The 24,228-nt window shown below is 29.7% G+C and carries 26 protein-coding genes; 23 read left to right on the forward strand and 3 right to left on the reverse strand.

Translation table 11 applies throughout. The features are described from left to right. The first annotated feature begins 88 nt into the window (after window positions 1–88). The 13 genes from LL038_RS01440 (at window position 89) to LL038_RS01500 (ending at window position 10,986) form a co-directional block, all read left to right on the forward strand. Entirely contained in the window at window positions 89–1,942 is a 1,854-nt protein-coding gene (locus LL038_RS01440; protein WP_216119703.1) for a TIGR03960 family B12-binding radical SAM protein, read from the forward strand. Then, window positions 1,887–2,621, forward strand: coding sequence for a TIGR03936 family radical SAM-associated protein (locus LL038_RS01445; protein ID WP_216119704.1), 735 nt, complete (start codon window positions 1,887–1,889; stop codon window positions 2,619–2,621). Before LL038_RS01440 ends, LL038_RS01445 begins: the two co-directional genes overlap by 56 nt. 25 nt (window positions 2,622–2,646) lie before the next feature. After that, window positions 2,647–4,089, forward strand: coding sequence for a ribonuclease E/G (locus LL038_RS01450; protein WP_216119705.1), 1,443 nt, complete (start codon window positions 2,647–2,649; stop codon window positions 4,087–4,089). A gap of 128 nt (window positions 4,090–4,217) precedes the next feature. Then, window positions 4,218–4,529, forward strand: coding sequence for a 50S ribosomal protein L21 (gene rplU / locus LL038_RS01455; protein WP_071613630.1), 312 nt, complete (start codon window positions 4,218–4,220; stop codon window positions 4,527–4,529). Window positions 4,530–4,531: 2 nt separating this feature from the next. After that, window positions 4,532–4,864 (forward strand): ribosomal-processing cysteine protease Prp, encoded by a 333-nt coding sequence (locus tag LL038_RS01460; RefSeq protein ID WP_216119706.1) that lies wholly within the window; start codon window positions 4,532–4,534, stop codon window positions 4,862–4,864. Window positions 4,865–4,868: 4 nt separating this feature from the next. Further along, window positions 4,869–5,174 carry a 50S ribosomal protein L27 gene (rpmA, locus tag LL038_RS01465; RefSeq protein ID WP_216107488.1) on the forward strand — a complete coding sequence of 102 codons (306 nt, stop codon included), beginning with the start codon at window positions 4,869–4,871 and terminating at the stop codon, window positions 5,172–5,174. A gap of 220 nt (window positions 5,175–5,394) precedes the next feature. Then, entirely contained in the window at window positions 5,395–6,678 is a 1,284-nt protein-coding gene (gene obgE, locus LL038_RS01470) for a GTPase ObgE (protein ID WP_216119707.1), read from the forward strand. Window positions 6,679–6,720: 42 nt separating this feature from the next. Further along, a complete protein-coding gene (locus tag LL038_RS01475; protein WP_071613626.1) occupies window positions 6,721–7,011 on the forward strand; it encodes a YhbY family RNA-binding protein in 291 nt (96 codons plus the stop codon). 98 nt (window positions 7,012–7,109) lie between these two features. Beyond that, complete coding sequence (gene nadD, locus LL038_RS01480; RefSeq protein ID WP_216119708.1) at window positions 7,110–7,709, forward strand: nicotinate-nucleotide adenylyltransferase; 600 nt, start codon at window positions 7,110–7,112, stop codon at window positions 7,707–7,709. Window positions 7,710–7,801: 92 nt separating this feature from the next. Further along, window positions 7,802–8,386, forward strand: a complete 585-nt coding sequence (gene yqeK, locus LL038_RS01485; protein WP_216119709.1) for a bis(5'-nucleosyl)-tetraphosphatase (symmetrical) YqeK — start codon at window positions 7,802–7,804, stop codon at window positions 8,384–8,386. Beyond that, window positions 8,379–9,635, forward strand: a complete 1,257-nt coding sequence (locus tag LL038_RS01490; RefSeq protein ID WP_253200185.1) for an LCP family protein — start codon at window positions 8,379–8,381, stop codon at window positions 9,633–9,635. Before yqeK ends, LL038_RS01490 begins: the two co-directional genes overlap by 8 nt. A 27-nt stretch (window positions 9,636–9,662) precedes the next feature. Then, a complete protein-coding gene (locus LL038_RS01495) occupies window positions 9,663–10,043 on the forward strand; it encodes a RidA family protein (RefSeq protein WP_216119710.1) in 381 nt (126 codons plus the stop codon). After that, on the forward strand, window positions 10,036–10,986 hold the full coding sequence (locus LL038_RS01500; protein ID WP_216119711.1) for an RluA family pseudouridine synthase: 951 nt from the start codon (window positions 10,036–10,038) through the stop codon (window positions 10,984–10,986). The genes LL038_RS01495 and LL038_RS01500 overlap by 8 nt, the downstream gene beginning before the upstream one ends. A gap of 66 nt (window positions 10,987–11,052) precedes the next feature. Here LL038_RS01500 and LL038_RS01505 read toward each other — a convergent pair whose 3' ends face one another. Continuing rightward, window positions 11,053–12,354, reverse strand: a complete 1,302-nt coding sequence (locus LL038_RS01505; protein WP_216119712.1) for a D-alanyl-D-alanine carboxypeptidase family protein — start codon at window positions 12,352–12,354, stop codon at window positions 11,053–11,055. A gap of 152 nt (window positions 12,355–12,506) precedes the next feature. Between LL038_RS01505 and LL038_RS01510 the strand changes: the two genes are divergently transcribed. After that, a complete protein-coding gene (locus tag LL038_RS01510) occupies window positions 12,507–13,232 on the forward strand; it encodes a helix-hairpin-helix domain-containing protein (RefSeq protein ID WP_216119713.1) in 726 nt (241 codons plus the stop codon). A 306-nt stretch (window positions 13,233–13,538) separates the two neighbouring features. On the opposite strand, the gene LL038_RS01515 is transcribed toward LL038_RS01510, so the two are convergent. Continuing rightward, the gene (locus tag LL038_RS01515) at window positions 13,539–13,832 is read right to left on the reverse strand and encodes a hypothetical protein (protein ID WP_216119714.1); all 294 of its coding nucleotides are present in this window, start codon (window positions 13,830–13,832) and stop codon (window positions 13,539–13,541) included. Window positions 13,833–14,181: 349 nt separating this feature from the next. Between LL038_RS01515 and LL038_RS01520 the strand changes: the two genes are divergently transcribed. The 7 genes from LL038_RS01520 to holA all read left to right on the forward strand — a co-directional run bounded on the left by LL038_RS01520 (window position 14,182) and on the right by holA (window position 21,391). After that, on the forward strand, window positions 14,182–14,364 hold the full coding sequence (locus LL038_RS01520) for a hypothetical protein (RefSeq protein WP_216119715.1): 183 nt from the start codon (window positions 14,182–14,184) through the stop codon (window positions 14,362–14,364). A 192-nt stretch (window positions 14,365–14,556) separates the two neighbouring features. Beyond that, window positions 14,557–14,721 (forward strand): zinc-ribbon domain-containing protein, encoded by a 165-nt coding sequence (locus LL038_RS01525; protein WP_071613616.1) that lies wholly within the window; start codon window positions 14,557–14,559, stop codon window positions 14,719–14,721. A gap of 135 nt (window positions 14,722–14,856) precedes the next feature. Then, window positions 14,857–15,399, forward strand: a complete 543-nt coding sequence (locus LL038_RS01530; RefSeq protein WP_216119716.1) for an MORN repeat-containing protein — start codon at window positions 14,857–14,859, stop codon at window positions 15,397–15,399. 181 nt (window positions 15,400–15,580) lie between these two features. Then, window positions 15,581–15,757 carry a hypothetical protein gene (locus LL038_RS01535; RefSeq protein WP_216119717.1) on the forward strand — a complete coding sequence of 59 codons (177 nt, stop codon included), beginning with the start codon at window positions 15,581–15,583 and terminating at the stop codon, window positions 15,755–15,757. 133 nt (window positions 15,758–15,890) lie between these two features. Beyond that, window positions 15,891–18,365: a cation-transporting P-type ATPase gene (locus LL038_RS01540; RefSeq protein ID WP_216119718.1), complete on the forward strand. Its 2,475-nt coding sequence runs from the start codon at window positions 15,891–15,893 to the stop codon at window positions 18,363–18,365. 226 nt (window positions 18,366–18,591) lie between these two features. Beyond that, a complete protein-coding gene (locus LL038_RS01545; protein ID WP_216119719.1) occupies window positions 18,592–20,364 on the forward strand; it encodes a ComEC/Rec2 family competence protein in 1,773 nt (590 codons plus the stop codon). Beyond that, window positions 20,357–21,391, forward strand: a complete 1,035-nt coding sequence (gene holA, locus LL038_RS01550) for a DNA polymerase III subunit delta (RefSeq protein WP_216119720.1) — start codon at window positions 20,357–20,359, stop codon at window positions 21,389–21,391. The genes LL038_RS01545 and holA overlap by 8 nt, the downstream gene beginning before the upstream one ends. Window positions 21,392–21,475: 84 nt before the next feature. Here holA and rpsT read toward each other — a convergent pair whose 3' ends face one another. Then, window positions 21,476–21,748: a 30S ribosomal protein S20 gene (rpsT, locus tag LL038_RS01555; protein ID WP_216107373.1), complete on the reverse strand. Its 273-nt coding sequence runs from the start codon at window positions 21,746–21,748 to the stop codon at window positions 21,476–21,478. A gap of 250 nt (window positions 21,749–21,998) precedes the next feature. On the opposite strand from rpsT, the gene gpr reads away from it, so the two are divergent. Both gpr and LL038_RS01565 read left to right on the forward strand, forming a co-directional pair. Next, window positions 21,999–22,973, forward strand: a complete 975-nt coding sequence (gpr, locus tag LL038_RS01560) for a GPR endopeptidase (protein WP_216119721.1) — start codon at window positions 21,999–22,001, stop codon at window positions 22,971–22,973. Between the two features lie 52 nt (window positions 22,974–23,025). Beyond that, on the forward strand, window positions 23,026–24,165 hold the full coding sequence (locus LL038_RS01565; RefSeq protein ID WP_216119722.1) for a stage II sporulation protein P: 1,140 nt from the start codon (window positions 23,026–23,028) through the stop codon (window positions 24,163–24,165). Window positions 24,166–24,228 lie beyond the last annotated feature (63 nt).

Consider the following 24,228-nt stretch of genomic DNA (forward strand, 5'->3'; position numbering starts at 1 on the left):
GAGATTTAAGACTCATGTGTTAAAATAAAATAATGTAATGTACGTAAATAATTATTTACTGTAGATGAAAAAACGAGGAGTGGTTTCTATGAATAAAATTTCCGATGATATCTTGTTTAAGGTTGAAAAACCTGCTAGATATATAGGTGGAGAACTAAATTGTTGTTATAAAGATATAGATAAAATTGATATAAGATTTGCTTTTTGTTTCCCAGATGTATATGAGGTGGGTATGTCACATTTAGGAAGTAGAATACTTTATCATGTTTTGAATGAAAGAGTTGATACTTATTGTGAAAGAGCTTTTGCACCTTGGCCAGATATGGAAAAACAAATGAGAGATAACAATATATCTTTGTACGCATTAGAGAGTAAGGATTCTTTAAAAGAGTTTGACTTTTTAGGATTTACTCTTCAATATGAAATGAGTTACACAAACATTCTTAATATGCTTGATATGTCAGGCATTACTATAAGAGCGTCTAAGAGAGGTGACGATGAACCTATAATTATGGCTGGTGGTCCATGTGCCTATAACCCTGAACCATTATACGATATAGTGGATTTCTTTGAACTTGGTGATGGTGAAGAGATAATGAATGAGGTATTAGATGTTTATAAAAACTATAAAGGCAAGAAGAAAGAATTTTTAAGAGAAATATCTAAAATAAGGGGAGTATATGTTCCTTCATTATATGAGGTATCTTATAATGAGGATAATACTATACGTGAATTTAAACCTAAATATGATGATGTTCCCAGGAGTGTTAAGAAAAGATTTGTAGTAGATTTTGATAAAGTTGCTTATCCAGAGAAAATAGTAGTTCCATATACTGAAATAGTACATGATAGGGTAATACTCGAGACATTTAGAGGGTGTACCAATGGATGTAGATTTTGTCAGGCTGGAATGATATATAGACCAGTTAGAGAAAAAAGCACTGCTACCCTTATCGATGAAGCAGATAAATTATTAAAGAGTACCGGATATAGAGAAATATCTTTAAGCTCTTTAAGTATTTGTGATTATTCTGATATTAAAAACCTTGTAACAACCCTTATAGAGAAAAATAAGGAGGACCACGTTAGTGTATCGCTGCCGTCTATTAGGATAAATTCTTTCTCGGTGGACTTAATTAAGGAAATACAAAAGGTGAAAAAAACTGGTATAACTTTTGCACCTGAAGCAGGGACACAGAGAATGCGAGATATTATAAATAAAGGTGTAACAGAAGAGCAAGTATTAGAAGCAGTTAGTAGTGTATTTGCTTCAGGTTGGTCAACTATAAAACTTTACTTTATGGTGGGACTTCCTTATGAGACATTAGAGGATGTACGTGGCATTGCAGAGCTTTCAGATAAAGTTGCAGGGGAATACTTTAAAATCCCGAAAGAAACACGAAAAAGAGGATTAAGAGTTACTACAAGTACAGCTATATTTGTACCGAAACCATTTACTCCATTTCAATGGGTACCTCAAAGCAGAATGGAGGATGTAGTTGAAAAAATAAAGGCAGTTAAGTATGCAATCAAAAGTAAGGCAGTTACATACAATTATCATGAATCAATAGTTTCGTACTTAGAGGCAGTTATGGCTAGAGGCGACAGACGAATTTGTGATGTTATAATAAAGGCATTTGAAAAAGGTGCAAAATTTGATGGTTGGGGCGAATATTTTAACTTTGAAATATGGAAGGAAGCGATGGAGGAATGCGGAGTCTCTGGGGATTTCTATGCTTATCGCGAAAGAAGTTATGATGAAGTACTTCCATGGGATTTCATAGATATTGGTGTAAATAAAGAGTATTTAATAAATGAAAATGAAAAAGCTAAAAAAGTAGAATTAACTCAAAATTGCAAAGATGGCTGCACGCAGTGTGGGGTTAATGTTAACTTTAAAGAAGGGACGTGTTTTAACGGTGCGTTATTTAATCAAGTATAGTAAGGAAAGTGAGATTAAATTTGTTGCTCACTTAGATTTAATGAGAACTATCCAAAAGATAATTAAAAGATCAGAACTTCCAATTGGGTATTCAAAAGGTTTCAATCCTCACATGGCAGTATCTATCGCGCAACCATTGTCAGTGGGGGTACATTCAAATGGTGAATATATGGATGTAGTACTAGTTGACGAACTAGATGAAAACTATATTATGGATAAAATGAATGAGAATACACCACGTGGAATTAAAATTTTGGATGTTGTAAAAGTAATCCCGGTTGAGGGAACAAAGCAAAAGCAAGCTATGGCAATTATTGATGCAGCTAGATACACTATTAAATTTAAATGCACGGATATAGAAGGTATTAAAGAAAAAATGGATGATCTATGTGCTTTGGACGAATGGAATATTATTAAAATCAGCAAAAAAAGTGGAGAAAAGTTGGTTAATATAAAACAATTTATTCATGAGTTCGATTATAACGTAGATAATTTTGTGATTTCTATTAAAGTCCTTATTTCTTGCGGTAGTCGAGATAATTTATCTGCTAGTCTACTTTGTGAATATATAAAGGAAAACCTAGAGTTTATTAATAAAGAGACTTTTGTTGATATAACTCGCGAAGAAATGTATGCATATAAAGATGAAAAATTAGTCACTCTTAGCGAGTTTTTCTAAAATAGTAAAATAGGAGTGGGTCAAAATGAAAGAAATATATATTGAAAGACAAGAAGAGATTTTGAGGATAGCAATAAAGGAAAACAACAAACTAAAGGAATGTTTTATAGAGGAAGAGAATAGTGGACCAGTTCCAGGGGAAATTTATAAAGGCGTAGTAAAAAATATTGTTCCAGCAATTAAGTGTGCTTTTATAGATATTGGTCATAATAAAGATTGTTATATGTATCTTGATGAAAAGTTTCATAATACCAAGATAAAAAAAGGTGATGAACTTATAGTAGAAGTTCTAAAAGAGGCAATAGATAAAAAAGGGGCAAAAGTAACTAGTGCTTTTGGTATTCCCGGTACTTACTGCGTTGTTGTTAATATGAATAAAAATATTAGTTTTTCAAAAAAAATAAATAATAAAGATTTTGTAGCGTTGGTTGAGAGGGCATTAATTAAACCGAAAGATATTGGGGTAATGATTAGAACTAATGCTGCCCAGGTTGATATCAATACTTTAAATGATGAAGTTGAAGCTTTATATGAGATATATAAGAACCTTATTAAACGCTCTGAGTATTCAAGAAACCCTATTTTGTTATTTAGTGATGCAGGGGCGCTAAACAGAACATTGCGTGATATTTTAGATAAAAACACTTTTAAAATAGTATTGAATAATGAAAGTGATTTTGAGTTTGCGAAAAAAAGTACGCAGACTCGATCTGACATTGATGTAAAGGTTGAACTTCATAATGAGAGTAGGATGTTATTCGATTATTATGGAATAGAAAAAGAAATACTAAGTCTACGAAATCACAGGATTACACTAAAATGTGGTGGGAATATTGTTATTGATAAAACTGAGGCAATGTATGTAATTGATATTAATTCAGGGAAAAATATAAAAAGTCGTTCGATTCAAAAGACTGCACAAACTACTAATATTGAGGCAGCGACAGAAATAGCAAGGCAGATAAGACTTCGAAATCTAAGTGGAATCATTATAATAGATTTTATTGATACTGAGGACATAGATGTTAGAAAAAGCATATTAAGTGTTCTAAGAGATGGATTTGAGGACGATAAAAATAAGACAGTGATTTATCCATTTACAGAGCTTAACCTAGTCCAGATTGCAAGGAGGAGGCGAGGTAAGTCTATATATGAATTCATTGAGGAACCTTGCACGGTCTGCGGTGGGAAGAGTAGTAGGGTTAAATTAGCTTATATGCAATTTTTAATTAGAAATGAAATTTTTAAGATTAACAGTGAACAGGTTTTATTAGACATATATATTGAAATTGGTGAAGTTTATAAGAAAGATATCATGGATAATGTTTTAGAATTTGCAAGGCAAATAGGTGCTATAGAAAATAAAATTTATGTAAATTTTATTCCTCATTTGGATAAATTTAAAGTAGAATCGCTAATTTTTGCAAATCAAATAAGAAATTTGCAAACATATAAGATATATGGGTAAATATACTTTACAAACATCTTCTTATATGTTAAAATGTCCTTTGTAGACCGCACACGTAAGGTTGTAAACATACTTTATTATTAGGTATGTACCTGGGATGGCGAGACTGGATCAAGGAGGTGTATTTTATGTACGCAGTTGTAGTAACTGGTGGAAAACAATACAGAGTTCAAGAAGGAGACGTTTTATTCGTTGAAAAATTGAATGCTGAAGTTGAAACAACAATTGAGTTAAATGAAGTTCTTGCAGTAGGTAAGGAAGATGGTTTGATAGTTGGAAAACCTGTAGTTGAAGGAGCTAAAGTTGTTGCTAAAGTATTAGCACAAGGAAAAGCTAAAAAGATTATAGTTTTCAAATTTAAGAGAAAGTTAGATTATAGAAAGAAACAAGGACATAGACAATCATATACTAAAATTCAAATCGAGAAGATAGAAGCTTAGTAATGGTTAAAGTTGGATTTGTTCGAAGTCTTGGTAAAATAGTTTCTTTTAAAATAAAAGGTCATGCAATGCCTAAAGAAAAACAGTTGGATGTTGATTTAATTTGTAGTGCAATTTCAGCAATTTCTCAAACTACTATTATTGGGATTGAGGAAGTTTTGAAAATTAAGGTAAAGTATGATATGGATGATGGATTTTTAAATTTAAATTTAGAAGGTCAAACTCTAGAAGATATTGAAAGATGTCAAGTTTTACTTGAAACAATGATACTTGGACTTAAAAGTGTAGAAATTACTTATGGTAAATATATAAAAGTGGAAGTAGAGGAGGTGTAAGGCTATGTTAGTTATGAATCTACAATTATTTGCTCATAAAAAAGGAGTAGGTAGTACAAGAAATGGTAGAGACAGTGAATCTAAGAGACTTGGAGCTAAACGTGCAGACGGACAATTCGTTCTTGCAGGTAATATTTTAGTAAGACAAAGAGGAACAAAAATCCATCCAGGAAACAATGTTGGAATAGGTGGAGATGATACTCTTTTCGCTAAAATTAGTGGAATAGTAAAATTCGAAAGAATGGGAAAAATGAAGAAAAAAGCAAGCGTTTATCCTGTTGTTGAAGAAGAAATGTCTATTGCTGAATAATTTAAGGCACCCTTAAAGGGTGCTTTTTTAAAATTCTCTTTTGGAGAATATAAATTAATAAATTAGAAGTATATACAATTTTACATAGAAAACAGAGATAGGTGGCAATATATAAATATAAGTTTAAAGATTTATAGATGCTATTTTGATAATAATAAAACTTTTATTAAAATTAAACAAGATATAAAAATTGAAAATGCGCTAAGGTAAGGTGAAATATATGTTTATTGATACAGCCAGGATTTTTGTAAAATCAGGAAACGGTGGTAATGGAGCTGTTTCGTTTAGAACAGAGAAATATATACCTCTCGGTGGACCAGACGGTGGAGATGGTGGAGATGGTGGAGATGTAATATTTGTAGTTGATGCTAGTATGACTACGTTATTAGATTTTTCATATGCAAGAAAATTCGTAGCTAAAAATGGAGTAGGCGGTTCTGGCTCTAAGTGTTATGGAAAAGCTGGAGAAGATTTGTATGTTAAAGTTCCTATGGGTACTATTGTACGTGATATGGAAACAAACAAAATAATGTATGATTTAGCTCATGATGGTGAAACTTATCGAGTTTGCAAAGCTGGACAAGGCGGAAAAGGTAACGTTAAATTTTGCACACCTACAAGGCAAGCTCCTAATTTTTCTGAACCAGGTATGCCAGGGGAAGAACGATGGATTAAGCTTGAACTTAAGATTTTAGCTGATGTTGGTTTATTAGGTTTCCCAAATGTAGGAAAATCAACATTATTGTCAGTAGTATCAAAAGCAAGACCTAAGATTGCTAATTATCACTTTACAACTTTAAAACCAAATTTAGGAGTAGTAAGTGTTAAGGGTGCACAGCATTTTGTTATGGCAGATATTCCAGGAATAATTGAAGGTGCAGCTGAAGGCGTAGGTCTCGGAATAGGATTCTTAAGACATATTGAGAGAACTAGAATGCTCATCCATGTGGTTGATATTTCAGGTATTGAAGGTAGAGATCCTGTAGAGGACTTTATAAAAATAAATAACGAACTTAGGAAATATAGTGTTAAATTATGGGATAGACCTCAAATAATAGCTGCAAATAAAAGCGATTTACTTTTCGATGATGAAGTGTTTGAAAACTTTAAGAAAAGATTAAATGAATTAGGATATGACGATAGTAAAATATTTAAAATATCTGCAGCTACAAATCAAGGCGTAGAAGATTTGATGAAAGAAGCAGCTAGAATATTATCTACTATTCCAGTTACGGAACTAGTAATAAATGATGAAGAAAAATTCGTAATAGAGGAGAAGAGATTTACATACACTGTAGAGAAAGATTCTCAAGGGACTTTTGTTGTTGAAGGAACTTTTGTTGATAGATTACTAAGTGCAGTTAATATAAATGAGCCTGATTCTCTTAAATATTTCCATAAAGTTTTGAAGAATAAGGGAGTTTTTGATACTTTAGTTGAAAAAGGAATTAAAGACGGTGATTTAGTAAGATTACAAAACTTTGAATTTGAATATTTAGCATAAAAGATAATTATTATCTTTTAAGAAGGCATGTAGGAGGATATTATGATTACAAGCAAGCAAAGAAGTTACTTAAGAACTTTTGGCAATAAATTGCAACCATTGTTTCAGCTCGGAAAAGCTGGAATAGAACAAAATTTTTTAAAGCAAATAGAAGAGGCCTTAGAATCTAGAGAAATCATTAAGATTAAGGTTTTAAATAATAGTGGGTTAACGGCTAGAGAAGCTTCTGATATAATTTGTGAATCGATAGGTGCTGAGGCAGTTCAAAGTATCGGTAGCAAATGTGTATTGTACAAGAGGTCTATAAAAAAACCTATAATAGAATTACCATAAAAGCATGTAATGTTACATGCTTTTTCTTCTATGCAAAGTTAAAAACTTTCTATTGTTTTAGTTAAATTGTCCTATTATAATATAAAGAAGGTGTTACAGTGAAAAAGGCCATTTTTGGAGGTACTTTTGATCCAATTCACATAGGTCACATTCATATTGCCTATGAAGCGTTATATAGTCTAAAACTAGACAAGATTTTATTTATGCCAGCAGGAAATCCACCAAATAAACTAAATAAACAAATTACAGATTCTAAAATCAGATATGATTTAGTTAATAAGGCAATAGAAGGTGAGAGCAACTTTGAAATAAGTGATTATGAAATAAATAAAAAAGAGAATAGTTATACATATGAAACTATTGAACTTTTTAGTAATGTACAATCTAAAACTGAATGGTATTTTTTGATTGGCGCAGATAGTTTGATAGATCTAGATAATTGGAAGAATGTAGATAGACTTTTAAATAGTTGTCGGCTAGTGGTTTATAATAGGGCAGGATTTGAATTAGAAAAAATACTTGAACAGAAAAGGTATTTAGAAAATAAATATCATAATAAAATAATTTTTCTTGATATGCCAATTATAGATATATCATCAACAAGTATTAGGAAAAGTATAAAAGAAGGTAGAAATATTAATTATCTTCTACCTAAAGGTGTAGAGAAAATTGTTGAGAAGCTTAAATTATATAAATAAGCTTTAATTTTACAAGAAAAGTAAAATATATAAATAAAATAGGTACATAATTTTTTTTCTGTGTTAAAGTAATATTAGGGGGTGGGACTTAAATGTGGAATGAAAAGGAAATACTTGATTATATAAAGAAAAATTTAAAAGAAAGTAGATTTAAACACAGTGTAAGCGTTAGTAAAACTGCAATAGAACTCGCAACTATATATGGGCAAAATATAGAAAAAGCACGGATTGCAGGATTAGTTCATGATTGCGCTAAGAATTTATCGAATGAGCAACTTATAAAAATGGCTACGGACCATAAAATAGAGCTCGACGAAGTAAGCAAACAAAGCCCACAAATCATTCATGGACTAGTGGGAAGTATAATAGCAAGAGACGTAATGGATATTCACGATGAGGATATTTTAAATTCTATTAAGTATCATACTACTGGAAGAAAAGATATGAGTATTTTAGAAAAGATAATATTTTTATCGGATTACATTGAACCATTAAGGACATTTAATGCTATAGACGAGGTAAGAAGGTTAAGTAAGGTGAATTTGGATGCTGCGGTAATATTGTGTTTGGAGAATACTATAAAATATGTTATAAGTCAAAAACAATTATTGCATATAGATACAATTTACGCAAGAAATTATTTATTAAGTGAAAAGAGTAGGAGAAAAGATGAGTAATAATAAAAAACAAAGAAAAACAATAAATTATAAGAGATTTGCCATTAAAACCGCTGCTCTTTTGGTGGCAATTCTTGTTTTGGTTTCTGGAGGACTTTATTTATACTTAGCTGGGTTTAATGATACTGCAGTAGATTTATCATCAAAATTAAATAATGATGATATAACAAGGATTCAGACAAGTGGAAAATCTTGTAATATACTGGTTATGGGTGTAGATGTGGGGACGGCTGGTTCAACAAATGCTAATGATCCTAAGAGAACAGATACAATGATATTAGTGCATTATAATGCAAGTGATAAAAAAATTAGTATGGTATCTATTCCTAGAGATACGTTAATAACTATAAATGGTAGGAATCAGAAGATTAATGCAGCACATGCTATTGGCGGTGTGACTTCTGCAGTAGCTGCTGTACAAAAATTAATAGGTGTTAAAATAAACTACTATGCAAAAGTCAATTATAAGGGCTTTGATAAATTGATTGATGCTATCGGTGGTGTTGATATTAACATAACAAGAAAAATGGATTATGATGACCCTACGCAAGATTTGAGCATTCATTTCAAAAAAGGGCTAGTTCATTTGGATGGCAAAAAAGCTGAGGAATTTTTCAGGTGGAGAAAAAACACTGATGGTTCAGGCTTGGCAAATGGTGATTTAGGAAGAATAGAAAATCAACATATATTTATCGCAAAGGTTATGGAAAAAGTGAAAAGTCCATTTATAATATTTAAAATTCCGAGTGTTTTAACTGCGGTTAAAAGCGCTATAGAAACTAATATGGATGCTAGTGAGATATTTAAGTTTGGATACATATTTGCTAGTATTGATAATGATAAACTTTCTATGGAGACACTTAAAGGCGCGGAAAAGTATATAAATGGTGTATCATATGTAGTGTATGATGAAGCCCTTAACAAAAAGGTTATTTCAGAGTTAAGTGATAATAAAGTTCAGGCTGTTAATAAGTCAAAGCTTAAGATAAAGGTGATAAATGGTACCAAAAAAACAGGCTTGGCTAAGGATTTTTCAACATACCTAGTCGAAAAAGGGTATAATGAAGCAAAAACACAAACAGGTAAAGCTACTGTTAAAAGTAAGATTATAGTGTACAATGGTAGCGAAGATATGAAGACGAGTCTACAAACTGATTTTAAAATTGATAATATTGAATTCTTATCGTCAAGTGATAAAAGTTTTGATGTAGTAGTTACGTTAGGTGATGACCACGAACTAATGCATTAATATTATAAAATTATTAGGAGGAAAAAAATGGAAAAGAACATTATAAACACAAATAATGCACCAGCGGCTCTTGGACCATATTCACAGGCGGTTAAGGTAGGCGATGTATTATATACTTCAGGACAATTAGCAATAAATCCAGTGACTGGAGAATTTATAAACGATGATATAAAAAAGGCTACAGCACAATCTTTAGATAATGTAAAAGCTATATTAGAAGAAGCCGGATCTAGTTTAGACAAGGTAGTAAAAACTTTAGTTTTCTTAAAAGATATGGATGATTTTGCGCAAATGAATGAAATATATTCAAAATACTTTACAACAAATCCACCAGCTAGATCCTGCATTCAAGCAGGAAAACTTCCTAAAGATGCTTTAGTAGAAATAGAAGTAATTGCAATTGCTTGATAATAAGTTAACTTATGTAGTTGGCGCAAATATCAAAGATGAAAAATTGAGAGATTATTTAAAGTATACGGAGAATTTATCTGGTAGATTTATAAAAAGCTCAGGCCTTACTGGGAAAATAAGGGTTAATGATAACGTGGCCAAGTTAAATCATAGAATAAGCTCAGATGATGTAATAGATATTGATATGAAGACAGATGAGCATCAGAATATTGAACCAGAGAAAATGGAAATAGATGTGGCATATGAGGATATAGACCTTATTATTATAAATAAGAGGCCAGGCATAGTTGTTCATCCAACTCATGGATATCCTAGTGGAACTCTCGCTAATGGAGTTTTATATTATTTTAAAGAAAAAAATGAAAAATGTATTGTTAGATTGGTGAGTAGGTTAGATATGGATACTTCAGGTCTTATAATAATTGCAAAAAACCAATATTCACATATGGCGCTAGCAAGGGACATGCAAAGCAAAGATGTCAGTAGTAAAGAGTCAGATGATAAAGACTTAAATAATAAAACTTTTGAGAAGAGTTATATAGCTGTTGTACATGGTAATATGGAAAATAAATCAGGGACTATTGACTTGCCTATTGGGAATCCAAATCAGGATAGTGCAAGGAGAGAAGTTTGTGATGAGGGACAAAGAAGTATAACTCATTATGAAGTTATAAAGTCTTTTAAAAATGGTGATTTATTAAAAGTTACTTTGGAAACTGGTAGAACACATCAAATTCGTGTTCATTTAAGCCATATTGGTCATCCTCTTTATGGTGATAGCCTTTATGGAACAGTTGAAAGTGAGTATATTGATAGGCAAGCGTTACATGCTTATAAGCTAATCATCCCACATCCGAGAACTGGTGAGAGACTTACAGTTGAGTCGAATCTACCAGAGGATATAAATAACTTAATAAGTAAACTAAAATCTGAAACATAAATTTGAAATTAAGATATAAAAAAACACCAGATGTAAACTATTAAGTTAGTTTACATCTGGTGTTTTTTACCATTTCCTATTTCTACTATTATATATAAAACTATTTGTTCTTTTCCTTGCTTTTCTTCGCCTAAGAGTTCTTATTCTTAAAAAAACTATTAATAATGCAAAGACAATAAAAATATATTTTATCATGTTTTTAAAACCAGAAAATGCATTAGTACTTAGTGAAGAATTACTTAAAATATTATTTTTAAGAGACACGTTTTTTTTAGTATAGTCAATTCCACTATTTAAATCCAGAGGGTAGGTATCACCACCAAAAGAAATTACGGCTGTATTTACTAATTCGCCCTTTTTGATAGATGAAAGATTTAGTTTGTTTTGCGAAATTTTAGTAGTTGCTTTTGAAGTTGAGTTTTTAGCTTTAAGAATATATAAATCCTTTGAGGCAAGTAGTGGAAGTACTGTGCCATCATCTAAGGTTAATTTTGATACAACATCATTCTTACTGAATTGTTTTACGAGCTCAAAATTCTCGAATCCATAATCTAACAGTTCTCTGCTATCTGGGAAAAAAGTTTTTTTAGAGTCATGTACAAGAGCCACTATAAGCCTTTGACCGTTTCTTGTAGCTACGGCAATATAAGAATGTTGTGATTCAGTAGTATAACCTGTTTTTCCACCTTCAGAACCTGAATAATAGTTAGGGTCCTCTTTATGTATTAGCCTATTCTCATTCCAAAGAGGTCGACTTATCTTTGACTTATTTGTTGTCGCCATTTTATATGATGGAGTTGTTGAAATCACCTTGTACTCGGGATGTTTTATAAGTTCTTGCATAATCAATGATAAAGCGTAAGCTGAAGTTTTATGCTTTATATCATATAAACCATTAGGATTTACAAAATTGGTATTTTTGCAGCCTAAAGCATCTGCTCTAGTGTTCATAAGTTTTGCAAATTTTTCTGTGGAACCACTTACATGTTCAGCTAGAGCTACAGCGCAGTCATTAGCTGAAGCTAATATTAATCCATATAACAATTCTCTTACAGTGATTTTCTCACCCTCAACTAGATATATGCTAGAGCCATCAGCAAGCGATGCATTTTTACTTACCGTTACAACATCGTTTAAATTAGATTTTTCTAAAACTAAAAGTATAGTCATTATCTTAGTTGTTGATGCTGGTGGGTAAGCAGAATCTTTATTTTTCTCATAAAGTATTTTACCGGTAGTGGCATCAAGTAAAACTACACTATCAGCGGAAATTCCTGAGGGGGGAGATTTTACTATTGCGTTTGCTTTTATTGGTATATTATAAAATAAAAAAAGTGACGTAAGTAATATTGCAGTTAACTTCTTCATAGGTACCTCCAAGTTTTTCAATATTTATAGTATATCAAAAAAAACCTTTCTTAGCGATAGTATTCACGTAAAGTTGTCAATAATTCTATATATAAGGGAAAAATAGGAAGAAAAAATTTTATGATTAAAGCTGTTGATTACTAGGAGGAATTATGAAAAATAAAGAGAAAATAATAGGGTCTATAGCTATTTTATGCATAAGTATTATCTTTATAATTATTGGTTTTGTTTTGTCGGGGCCAAAAGAAACTACTAAGACTTCGGATTATAAAGATGTATTTGTTGAGACCGATAAAACTCCACAAAAAAACAATACAGGCGAAGTTAAGGCCTCATTACCCCCAAAAGTAGAAGAGAGTAATGTAAAATCAGAAGATAGTATTATTAAAGTGGATATAAAGGGTGCTGTAAAAAGCCCTGGTGTTTACGAAATAAAAAAGGGCAGTCGAGTAACTGATCTCATAAAACTTGCAGGTGGGGGTACAAAAGATGCAGATCTTAATGCTACAAATCTTTCAAAAAAACTAAATGATGAAGATTGTATTGTAATTAGTAAAAATGGTGAGGTTAACAAAACACAAACGCCTAATGGTAGCACATCTATTGGTAGTACATCTAATAGTAGTACTACAAATCCTACCAAAAGCTCTACTGTTTCAACTTCTGATAATAAAGGGAAAGGTGGTGTCATTAATATAAATACTGCAAGCAAAGAAGAATTAATGACGCTTACAGGTATAGGCGAGGCTAAAGCAAATATTATAATTGATTATAGAAAGCAAAATGGAGGATTTAAGTCGGTGGATGAACTTACCAAAGTAGGTGGTATTGGAGAAAAGACATTAAGTAAATTTGTAGATAAGATAGATATAAAATAATTAATTTTAAATTATGTTTAATAGTTGTATTTTTATATGAGTTTAGGATACAATATACAAATGAGTGAAAAAAATTAAAATAACTATAGCTAGAATCGAATAATTCGACAAAATTCTGCATATTGCTATTGAATACAACTGTATTGTATGGTAAACTAAACATAGTGCTTAAGGGGTAAGTAGTTGCTTTTAAATCACTTTTATTCCAGATAATTAAATAGACATATTGCGGCTTAGATACATAGTTTTATGTTATCTGAGCCGCTTTTTATTTTATTTTATAAAAAAAGAGCTTTCAGCTCTTTTTTAATTCTCTTGAATATCAGTTTCAACAATTTCATTAGTATTTTCTAGATCATTTTTTTCAATATGCTCTATTCCACTAATCTCAATTTTATAATTTCCTCTGACTGCTTGCTTTGTTATGAATCTTTTTTTCATTAAAGATTCAAGAGAGGCTTTTAATACTCGAATATTGCCTTTACCATTACCTAAATTAATTGCAAGTTTTATTTTTGATATGCTTTGTGGTGATGATGCTTTATTTTCATAAAGATATTTTAATACATTATCTTCAGTTTCTATTATATTATCTTTCATAAATATCCTCCTTCATTAGTATATTTCATCATAATATACAATTATACTACATGCATTAGTTAATAAAAAGGAAAAAATTTATTAACTGATATTTAGATAAAAGCAGTGAAAATGAAAACGATTAATTTTTTCGATTTAATTTCAATAAAAGAATATTCAAACTATTGCAAACGTGTTATAATGACCTTATTGAAGGAGGACAAAAACAGGAGATTTTGATTAAAATTAAAGTTAACAAGCAAAATGATAAAGTATGAAAATTGAAGTTAAATTACAGTTTAGTTTTAAATAATATATGTAGAATATATAATTATGAACAAAATTTTAAATAAATAATAAGAGGTGGAGTATGGAAGAATACAGGGGTTACGTAATAGAAGTTGTAGAGAATAATGAAAAACAATATCCATATAAAGCAATTGCAAGAAAGGAGGAAGAACAGATAAAACACAAGGGATATAGTAAACTACAAGCTATTGATCTTGTTAAAGGTACTATAAATTTAGAGATAGCTAGGCAATGTAAACAATAGACATTTGGTATTTTTCAAAAGTATTTTATATAAATGTATTGCATATTAACAATATCTATGTTATTCTAAGTGAGTTGGGATTGCAAAATCAACAACATCAAGATTTGATATGATTAAAACATTACCTTTTTAGGCATATAAAGTAAATCAGATCTTAAATCTTAATATAAATAAAAAGGAGACATGTTTAAAATGACAGATAAGACTATTGTATGTAAAGATTGTTCACAAGAATTCGTATTCACTGAGGGTGAACAGGAATTTTATAAAGAAAAAGGATTCGAAAATGAACCACAAAGATGTCCTGATTGTAGAAGAGCTAAAAAACAACAGAACAACAGAGGATTTCAAAGATAATATAATTTAAAAAATTACCCATAGGAATTTATTCCTATGGGTTTTATTCTGCCCAAATATATAACATAACTTTTAGGAAATAGTGATATAGTATATTTAAGATGGATATACTTAAGTAGAAGGAGAAATTTTAATATGAAGAATATAAAACTAAGTAAAGTTACTTTGGATAAAATCAAACTAAATAATATTAATTTAAATAAAAACAATCAAATAGATGATAAACCTCATCATGTTCATGGGGGAAACTATGTAGGGGAGAGAATTAATGGCATGAAACATGGAATTGGAACTTTCATTTATGCTGATGGAAGTAAATATGTAGGAAATTGGAGCAATAACAAAATGAGTGGCCAAGGGACCCTTACTTTTTCTTGTGGAGAAGAATATATAGGAGGATGGATTAATGATGAAAAAGATGGATATGGAATATATACTTGGCCAGATGGTGAAAAATATATAGGGCAGTGGGTTAATGGTGAAAAAAGTGGTCAAGGCATTTGTACGTGGCCTACTTGCGATACGTATGTAGGAGAATTTCAAGATGGACTTAGACATGGCATTGGAATCCATACTTATTCTGGTGGAGAAAGATATATGGGTCAGTGGGAAAATGATGAAAGAAAAGGACAAGGAATGTATATTTATTCTGATGGAGAAATAAAAATGAAAAAATAACAGATGAATAATTCTGTTGTTTTTTTTATCTCTAATCCTTAGTTGTAACATTTTTGCAGCAAGTGTAATATTATATACCAACAAAAGAAAGTATAGATGGACAAACTTATGATAAAGTGGACAAACTTATGAGAAAAAATTATATAAGGAATATTTGCCTTCAGAGAGGGGGGAAATATGTATGTGGTGTTGGTGGTTAGTATTATTATTGCTAGTTGAAGATGATGGGTTTGATGGAAATAACTGTAGAAACAATCGTTGTGGAAACAATAATTGTGGTTGTACAAATAATATCATTATAAATAGGAATAAGAAATGTCATAAAAAAAACCGCAATTTATGTTCTAATCAAGATTAGTATAATGCGTTTTTTTATATTAGAAGATTAAATTATTTAGAATTAAGGAGATTTTAGTAGCTAATGCTAAAGTCTTCTATTTATTGTACGAAGATTATAAAGGATAAAAACTTAAAAGGATAGGTTGGGTAATATGAAGAAGTGGTATGGAAAAACAATGACGAGGGTAGTTGAAATGCTGAATTCTGATATTGATTCAGGATTGAATGAAGAAAAAATTAAATATATGAGAGAAACCCATGGTGAAAATACCATATTGAAGCCTAAAACTGAAAGTCTTTTAATTTTGATAGCGAGTCAAGTAAAGCAGTTATGGATTATTGTAGCGCTAGCATGCATAGTTATGCTATTTTATAATAGATTGATTATTACAGGTTGTTTTGTAACTTTGATAATAATATTTAGTGTAATACTTTTGATAAATGGAGATTATAAAGAGAAAAAAAGTTTGATGGCAATAGATAATCTAAATACAACATATTCTTATGTAAAACGTTCTGGAAAGATAGTTAAAATAAGTTGTGAAGAAATGGTAGTTGGAGATATCGTTTACCTAGAAAAGGGCGAATATGTTCCAGCAGATATTAGGATATTAGAATGTGAAGATCTTAAGGTAGTAGAAGTTTCAGTAACAGGTGAAAAATATGAAGTGGAGAAATACTCTATGAAGATAGAGGAAGAGGTTATGAATCTTTCTGAGATAAAAAATATTGTTTTTAAATCTTCATTGATTACTGAAGGTTCTGGCTCGGGTATAATCATTGCTACTGGCATGAATACACAAATTGGAAAGATTATAAAAGTGTTACTTGAATCTAAAAATAATAGCAGTTTATTTAGTGGTAATTTAACAAAAGTTGTTAATAGAGGGTCGCTAATTACTATAATAGCAGGTATAATTACATTGATTTTTACTATATATAAAAATAATGGGCTTCATGAAAATATAAATTCGCTTATTTATATTTCTTTGACGTTTAATTCATCGATGTTTATTATAATATTGTATTTATTTTTTTACATTACATTTAAAAAATTAAATAAAAAAAATATATATGTAAAAAGTATTGCAACTATATATGAACTTACTAATATTTCTACAATATTCATGAAGAAAATTGGGGCAGTTTCTGCGAATAGACTTGTTCTTTGTGAAGTTTATTGTGATGATAGGCATATTGATATGAAGGACCAGAAACCAGAAACTGAAGAGGTTATAGAAAGAATAATTAGTATAGCACTACTTTGTAACGATTCTAAGCTTTTTAATAAAGGTTCCTCGCATTTGAGAGATCGTAATTCTATTGAAAGTTTGGAAGAACATGAAATACTCGAGTTTTGGGATAAAAATTTTGCGAGAAATAGTAATCTTGAGACAAAATACAGGAGAATATTTAAAATACCTTATGATTCTGAAAAAAAGATTAAAACAGTTGTAAATAAAATAGATGATAAATATAGAGCTAATGTAAAAGGTGTGCTTGATGGTATGTTAAGTAGATGCACTCATATTTTAATTAATGGTGTAGAAAAAGAAATTAATGAGGATGATATTGTGAATATTATAAATGTTCATATAGATATGTCCAATAAAGCATATAACGTTATAGGGTATGCATATAGGAATTTCAGCTATAAACCAAGCATTGATGAGAATATTGAAAGTAATTTAGTGTTTGTAGGGTTAATAGGCTTTGAGAATCCGATAAAGGAAAGTTCATATATAGCAATGAACACTTGTAGGGAAAGTAATATTAGAGTTATCATAGATCAAGAAGACAATAAATTAGCATCTTTTGCATTTGGGAAATTAATAGGGGTTACAGACACAAAAGAGGAAATTCTATCAGGGATAGAGATGGATTATATGAGTAAAGATGAATTTGAAAAGAATATTGAAAGTGTTAGCATTTTCTCTAAAATTTCACCTAAACATAAAAGCGATATTGTTAATGTTTTAAATAAAAAAGGACATTCTATTGCATCGGTAGGGGATACATTAACTGATTTAGAGTACCTTAATAATTCTGATATATCCATTTGCGCAGGAAGTGAATGCAGCAATGTAGTAAGAAAGCTTTCAAATATATTCTTGGAGGAAAATGATTTTGAAGATATAGTAAATTTAATACAGCATAGTAAAAAAATTATTAACTATATAAGTAGAGTAAATATATTTATAAGCACTTTAGCGGTAAGTGAAATCTTTATAATATTATTAAGTATAATTATTAGGGGTGGAATGCCATTTACACTTATTTGTAGTTTGTCCATAAATTTTATATTGTTACCTTGCTGTTGCCTTGCAATTCTATTACAAAATACAAATACAAATATAACACTCAAAAATATAAACCATGATTATATAAAAAATATTTCTATAAGAAATTCATTTGTAATTAGTATCCTTTATATATTTATTATTGTTATTAAACATAAATTCGTTATTATAAATGTAATGGATAGTATATTTATTGTATTTGCACTGCTAGAAAGTATATTTTGTTTATCGCTTTTATATGAAAAACATTTTTTTAAAAACAAAGCGGCTTATACCTTGGTGATATTTAATTTATTAGTACAAGTTATGTTGGTTATTTTAAAATAAAAAATGTAGAGATATTATATATATAATGTAAATATTTTTAAATGTTCTGAAAAAGTATAAATAAGACAAGTTGATTACTTTAAAGATTTATTGGATAAAATAGGGCTGTGGAGGTATATAATACTTGAAAACATATTTAAAACATTGCTTATGTTATAATAGAAAAGTAAGGAATAAATTTATATGTTCTTTTGCGTAAATAATGTTTCAGGTATAATATTTTATTATGGCTAGACCTTTAGTGTATTATGCAGTAACAATATTTATGGGTTGTATTACTTGCTTGATTTTAATAAACAACCCTATTGTAGGTGCATTTATAGCTGTGATTTTTTTAGCTAGTATGTATTTTACTATAGATAAAAAGTTTTTTTACCTAGTAGTTTGTTTTTTTATTATTGGTATTATAAATTATTATTCTTATTTTAATATTAATTTACCAAGCGATCCGAAACTTAAAGTGAGAATATCAGATAAAAGTACATATTATTGCTCAGCAAGATATAACAATAAGAAGATTAATCTGAAAGGCAATATATTTGAATTAAGTGAAGGAAGAAATGTTTGGATAAATGGTAATTTTAAAAAGGAAGCAGTATATGAAAAGGGAATAGTCGGAACATATACAGTTAAAAGTTATGAGATTTGTGATGAAGATATAATATCAAAAATCGAAAGCTATAGAAAAGGATTATATGAAAAATTTTCCGAAAGTTTAGGGAAAGAAAAGGCCGCTTTAGTTATGGGTGTATGTTTTGGAGATAGTGGATACATAGAAAAAGTGCAAAAGGAAGATTTTAAAAAGCTGGGTATAAGTCATGTTATAAGTGTATCAGGTCTTCATATGTCAATAGTTTATAAAGTGTTAGAAACTGTTATTGGTTATAAAATCGCTTTATTATTTTCTTTTGGATACATGATATTCACAGGAGGGCAATCATCCACAATAAGAGCTTTTATAATGATTTTTATATTGAAAATAGCTAGCAAAGTATATAAAAAATATGATAGTCTATCATCTGTTAGTCTGGCTGCAATTATAATATTAGTATTTAGACCTTTTTATATTCTTGATATAGGATTTATGCTTTCTTTTCTTTGTGTTCTTGGTATTATAGTATTTAACAAGAAAATAAGGAAGGCGTTATATAAATTACCTTCTACTTTAAATGAATCTTTGAGTTTGAGTATAAGTTCTCAAATATTCTCTACTCCATATGCAGTTGTAGCACTTAAAACCTTTTGTTTAGGGTCTATTCTTAGTAATTTAGTGTTATTACCCTTTTATACAGTAGTTGTGATACTTGGGAATATGGGGCTTGTTTGCAGTGCCTTTTATCGATTGTTTAGTTTAATAAATTATGGCTTGTTTACTGTCTTAATGATTATAGAGTTTATTCAAAAGGTGCTTGTAGCATTATTACCAGAAATGCTTTACTTTTCTTATATTGAAAGTTTAGTTGTATTCGGATTATATCTATGTTATCTTGGAATTAAAAAAGGCTATATGCAATTTAAGTATGTTCCGATTTGTATTATTTTTGTTTTAGTATTTCAAAATTATAAAGTTTTTCCAGAGGTTAGTTATATAAGTGTAAATAAGAATAATGTGGTTTTAATACAATACAAACGGACAGCTATTGCAGTAACCACGGGGAATATTAAGGGAAATGATTTAAAAGTGCCGGTTAAAATAGATAGAGTTTTTGAAAATTATACTGGTAAGTCAACTATAAGTCTCTCAAAAAGATATACTATTAAATTGATATGTAATCGTGATAAATTAGAAGCACAAGTATGTTTTACTCAGGAGACAAATAAAAAACAGAATGTGGAATTACTTAAAAGTGGAAGGGATGAAATTATACCATTTAAAGATATAGTAAAACTTGAAAATGATGAAACATATGTGCCTTCAGGAACAATTATTAATAAATATATAATCATAGGAAATAAAGTTTTAAAATTTTCACAAGGGTTGGAGGAAATAATTGATTAATTATGCAGAGCTTGAAAAAAAGATTAAAAAACATGAATTAGATAATTGTTATATATTTTGTGGATCAGATGAAAAGTTGATAAAAGATCATGTTGAATATATAACAAATAGTGTACTTGACAAAAATTTTATTGATCTAAATTATTCGAAATTTGATGGTAGTAAAACAGATTTTGAGACAATTAGTGATGCTTGTGAAACTATGCCATTTATGAGCGATAAAAAGGTAGTAGTTGTATATAGGGCGACATTTTTAGAGGATAATGCAGGAACTAAAAATTCTAATGATTTGAAAAATAAAAATTTTCTTATGCTAAATGAATATTTAAAAAATCCACCCCCTCTATGTATATTGATTATATATTATACGTTTTTAAGCGATAGGGAAAAACCGAGTAATAAAATCAAAAAACTAGACAAAAAAGCATGTGTGATAAAAGTTGACAAATTAAAAGGTGAATCTCTCCAGAAAATCTGTAAAAATTTATTTGAAGGTGCCGGAGCAAAAATAGGAAAATCAGAACTTGTTTTATTTTGTTCTCAGGTAGATAACAATATGAATATTATAATAAATGAAGTAGAAAAACTAGTATCATTTGCAAATGGAAAAGAGATTACTAAAAAAGATATTTTGGCAATGATGCCTCAAAAGAGCGAAAATGATATTTTTAATTTAGTTGATTTTTTATCTCAAAAGAATATAAAGAGGGCTCTAGACATTTTGAATGAACTTATATATAGGGGAGAGAAAATACCATTTATATTATTTATGGTAACAAGGCAGTTTAATCTTTTATTTAATATAAAATTAGGTACTGAAAATGGGAAAACTAAGGAGCTTTTGTCAAGTGAATTAAGGCTTCATCCATACGTTTGTGAAAAAATGATTTCGCAGAGCAATAAATTTACTATAAAAAGGTTAAAAAGAAATATTGAACTATGTCTTGAAACAGAAAAAGTTTTAAAAAGTACTTCAACTGATGATAAAACAAATATTGAAGTCTTTATGGTAAAGACCGTAATGTAGCGACCCAGGAGATGATTTAATTTTAAAAACAAATAGTAATATAAACAAAAAATAAAAAAACCGGTGTAAATCACCGGTTTTTTATTATGCTGCTAAATTTAAAGCGTTTAATCTTGCTGCAAGTCTTGACTTTCTTCTTGCTGCTTTGTTTATGTGAAGTATTCCTTTTGTTACAGCCATGTCTAAAGCTTTAACTACAGATGCATATGTAACCTTAGCTTCTGCAACATCACCAGTAACTAGTGCTGTTTCAAATTTTTTAACCTTAGTTTTTAAAGCAGATTTAATCATTGTATTTCTTTCTGTTTTAACTGCAGTAATTTTAATTCTTTTTTTTGCTGATTTAATATTTGCCATTAATTTTCACCCCCCTTTGTATTTAATAACGTGTCAGCAGTTTTGGGGAAACTGCATACGAATCTATTTAATTAATCAACTAGTATTATAGCATTAAAATATAAGCACTTCAAGGGTAAATTAATCTATATGCATAAAATTTAGTATAAGACTTATTTAAATGAGGTAGAAAGCTTAAAATAAACTTTTTTAAGAATAAGAAAATACTATTGGGAAAGGATAATAATAAAAATGTAGTTGAGGTGAAATTATGATAAGTATAAGAACAGACTTAGCCGTAGAGGCTAAAGAAATATACAAAGAAAAAAACAATGGTGAAATGCCTGGTGTTGAAGTAGAAGAGTACAATAGGGAAGATATTAAAATTACTAATGTAAAAATAGTAAGCGATATCGGAGAAAAAATGATGGGAAAACCAAAAGGTACATATATAACTATTGATATCCCGGAATTTGTTCACTATGATGGTGATGCTATGGATAGGGTAAGTGTAGTAATGGGAGAGGTTCTATCACCGCTAATAAAATTGGATGACAGTATGACTGCCCTAGTAGTTGGCCTTGGTAATTGGAATGTTACCCCAGATGCTGTAGGACCCAAAGTTGTATCGAAAATAATGGTTACTAGGCATTTAAAACAATTAGTACCAGATTCTATAGATGAGGGTATACGTCCTGTATGTGCAATATCTCCCGGTGTGCTTGGGATAACAGGTATGGAAACTGGTGAAATTATTCGTGGTATTGTGGAGAGGATTAAACCCAATTTAGTGATTTGTATTGATGCATTAGCTTCTAGAAAAATGAATAGGGTGAATAGAACAATCCAAATAGGGACATCTGGGATTTCTCCAGGTGCAGGAATTGGAAATAGAAGAATGGAGATAAGTGAAAAAACATTAGGTGTGCCAGTCATTGCAATTGGGATACCGACGGTAGTAGACGCTGCAACACTTGCAAATGATACTATTGATTTAGTACTTGATGAGATGATTAAATCTGCAAATGAAGGTAAAGAATTTTATAATATGTTAAAATCCATTGATAAAGCGGAAAAACAAAAGATGATTGCTGAGATATTAAATCCTTATGTAGGCAATCTTGTTGTTACACCAAAGGAAATAGATATGGTTATAAACTCTGTTTCTAAAATAATTGCTAATGGAATTAATATAGCATTGCAACCAGCATTAGACTTAGAGGACATAAATAAGTATTTAAATTAGTAATAACTATTCAGATTCCCTCATATATATTGTATAAACAGGGGGGATGAAAATGAGTTATAGAGGTATAAGTTTTAGAGGAAAAAATAAGATTATGCTAAATGGAAAAATGAATTTTTTAAAAAATTCCATTAAAAAAAGTGGTAATGTGAGAATGTTTTTTTGTGTTTTCACATTGCTCATTATTTTTTTATTAGGAGTAATTCTGCCTAAAAGTGCGAATGCAGATAGTGGAGAAAATTATAGAAACTATTTTTATAATAGGGTTATTAATAATGTTTTATCTGTAATGAAGGCATCGTATGTAAAGGGACAGGATACAAACGGTGAAAACACAAAGGGTTCAGTAGTTTTATCATTTCTAGGAATTGATATTTCGAATCCTATATCAATAGTTATAAAGGAAATAGCTTATTTGGATAAAAATGAAGTTATCACGGATGTAAAGAATTCAAAAACATTTAGCCTTAATTCTTTTAACTTAGATGATAAGCAGGTAAATAAGTCTAAGGTTTCTAATGTGGTAGCAAAATTATATGACTCTAGTTTGAAAGGAACGCTAAATAAGGCCAAGCCTCGGGTACTTATATATCATTCTCATACATCTGAAGCTTATCTAACTTCCGACACGGATACATCGAAAAATACTGAGAGTTCAGATCAATCTCGAAGTGTAGTTGCTGTAGGCGACGTAATAACCGAAAATCTAGAGAAGAATTATGGAATTTCAGTTATACATGATAAGAATGTAAATGATACAGAAGATTACAAAAATGCTTATAAAAAGTCTGGAGTTACTTTAGATAAGTATTTAAAGTTATACGAAAAATTTGATTTGATTATTGATTTACATAGAGATAGTATAGACAACAAGAAGACATTAATTACAAAATTGAATGGTGAGGACGTTGCACGATTTATGTTTGTAGTAACAGATAAAAATCCTAGATATGCACAGCAGAAGAAATTAATAGATTCTATGATGTCTATATCAAATAGATTATATCCAGGGCTTATACGAGACGAACCAATTTGGGTTTATCACTGGGGCATGGGTTTTTATAATCAAGATAGAAGTAATAACGCACTCTTAATTGAAGTAGGCGCAAATAGTAATAGTATCCAAGAAGTAAAAAATACAGGTAAATATCTATCAAGAATAATAGCAGAACAATTAAATGGGAAAAAGTGAATAATTTATTATAAAAAGTGCATCCTTAATAATGAGCAGATAATAATTAATTATTATCTGTTT

The organism is Clostridium estertheticum, assembly GCF_026650985.1.
Classification (GTDB): Bacteria; Bacillota; Clostridia; order Clostridiales; family Clostridiaceae; genus Clostridium_AD; species Clostridium_AD estertheticum_C.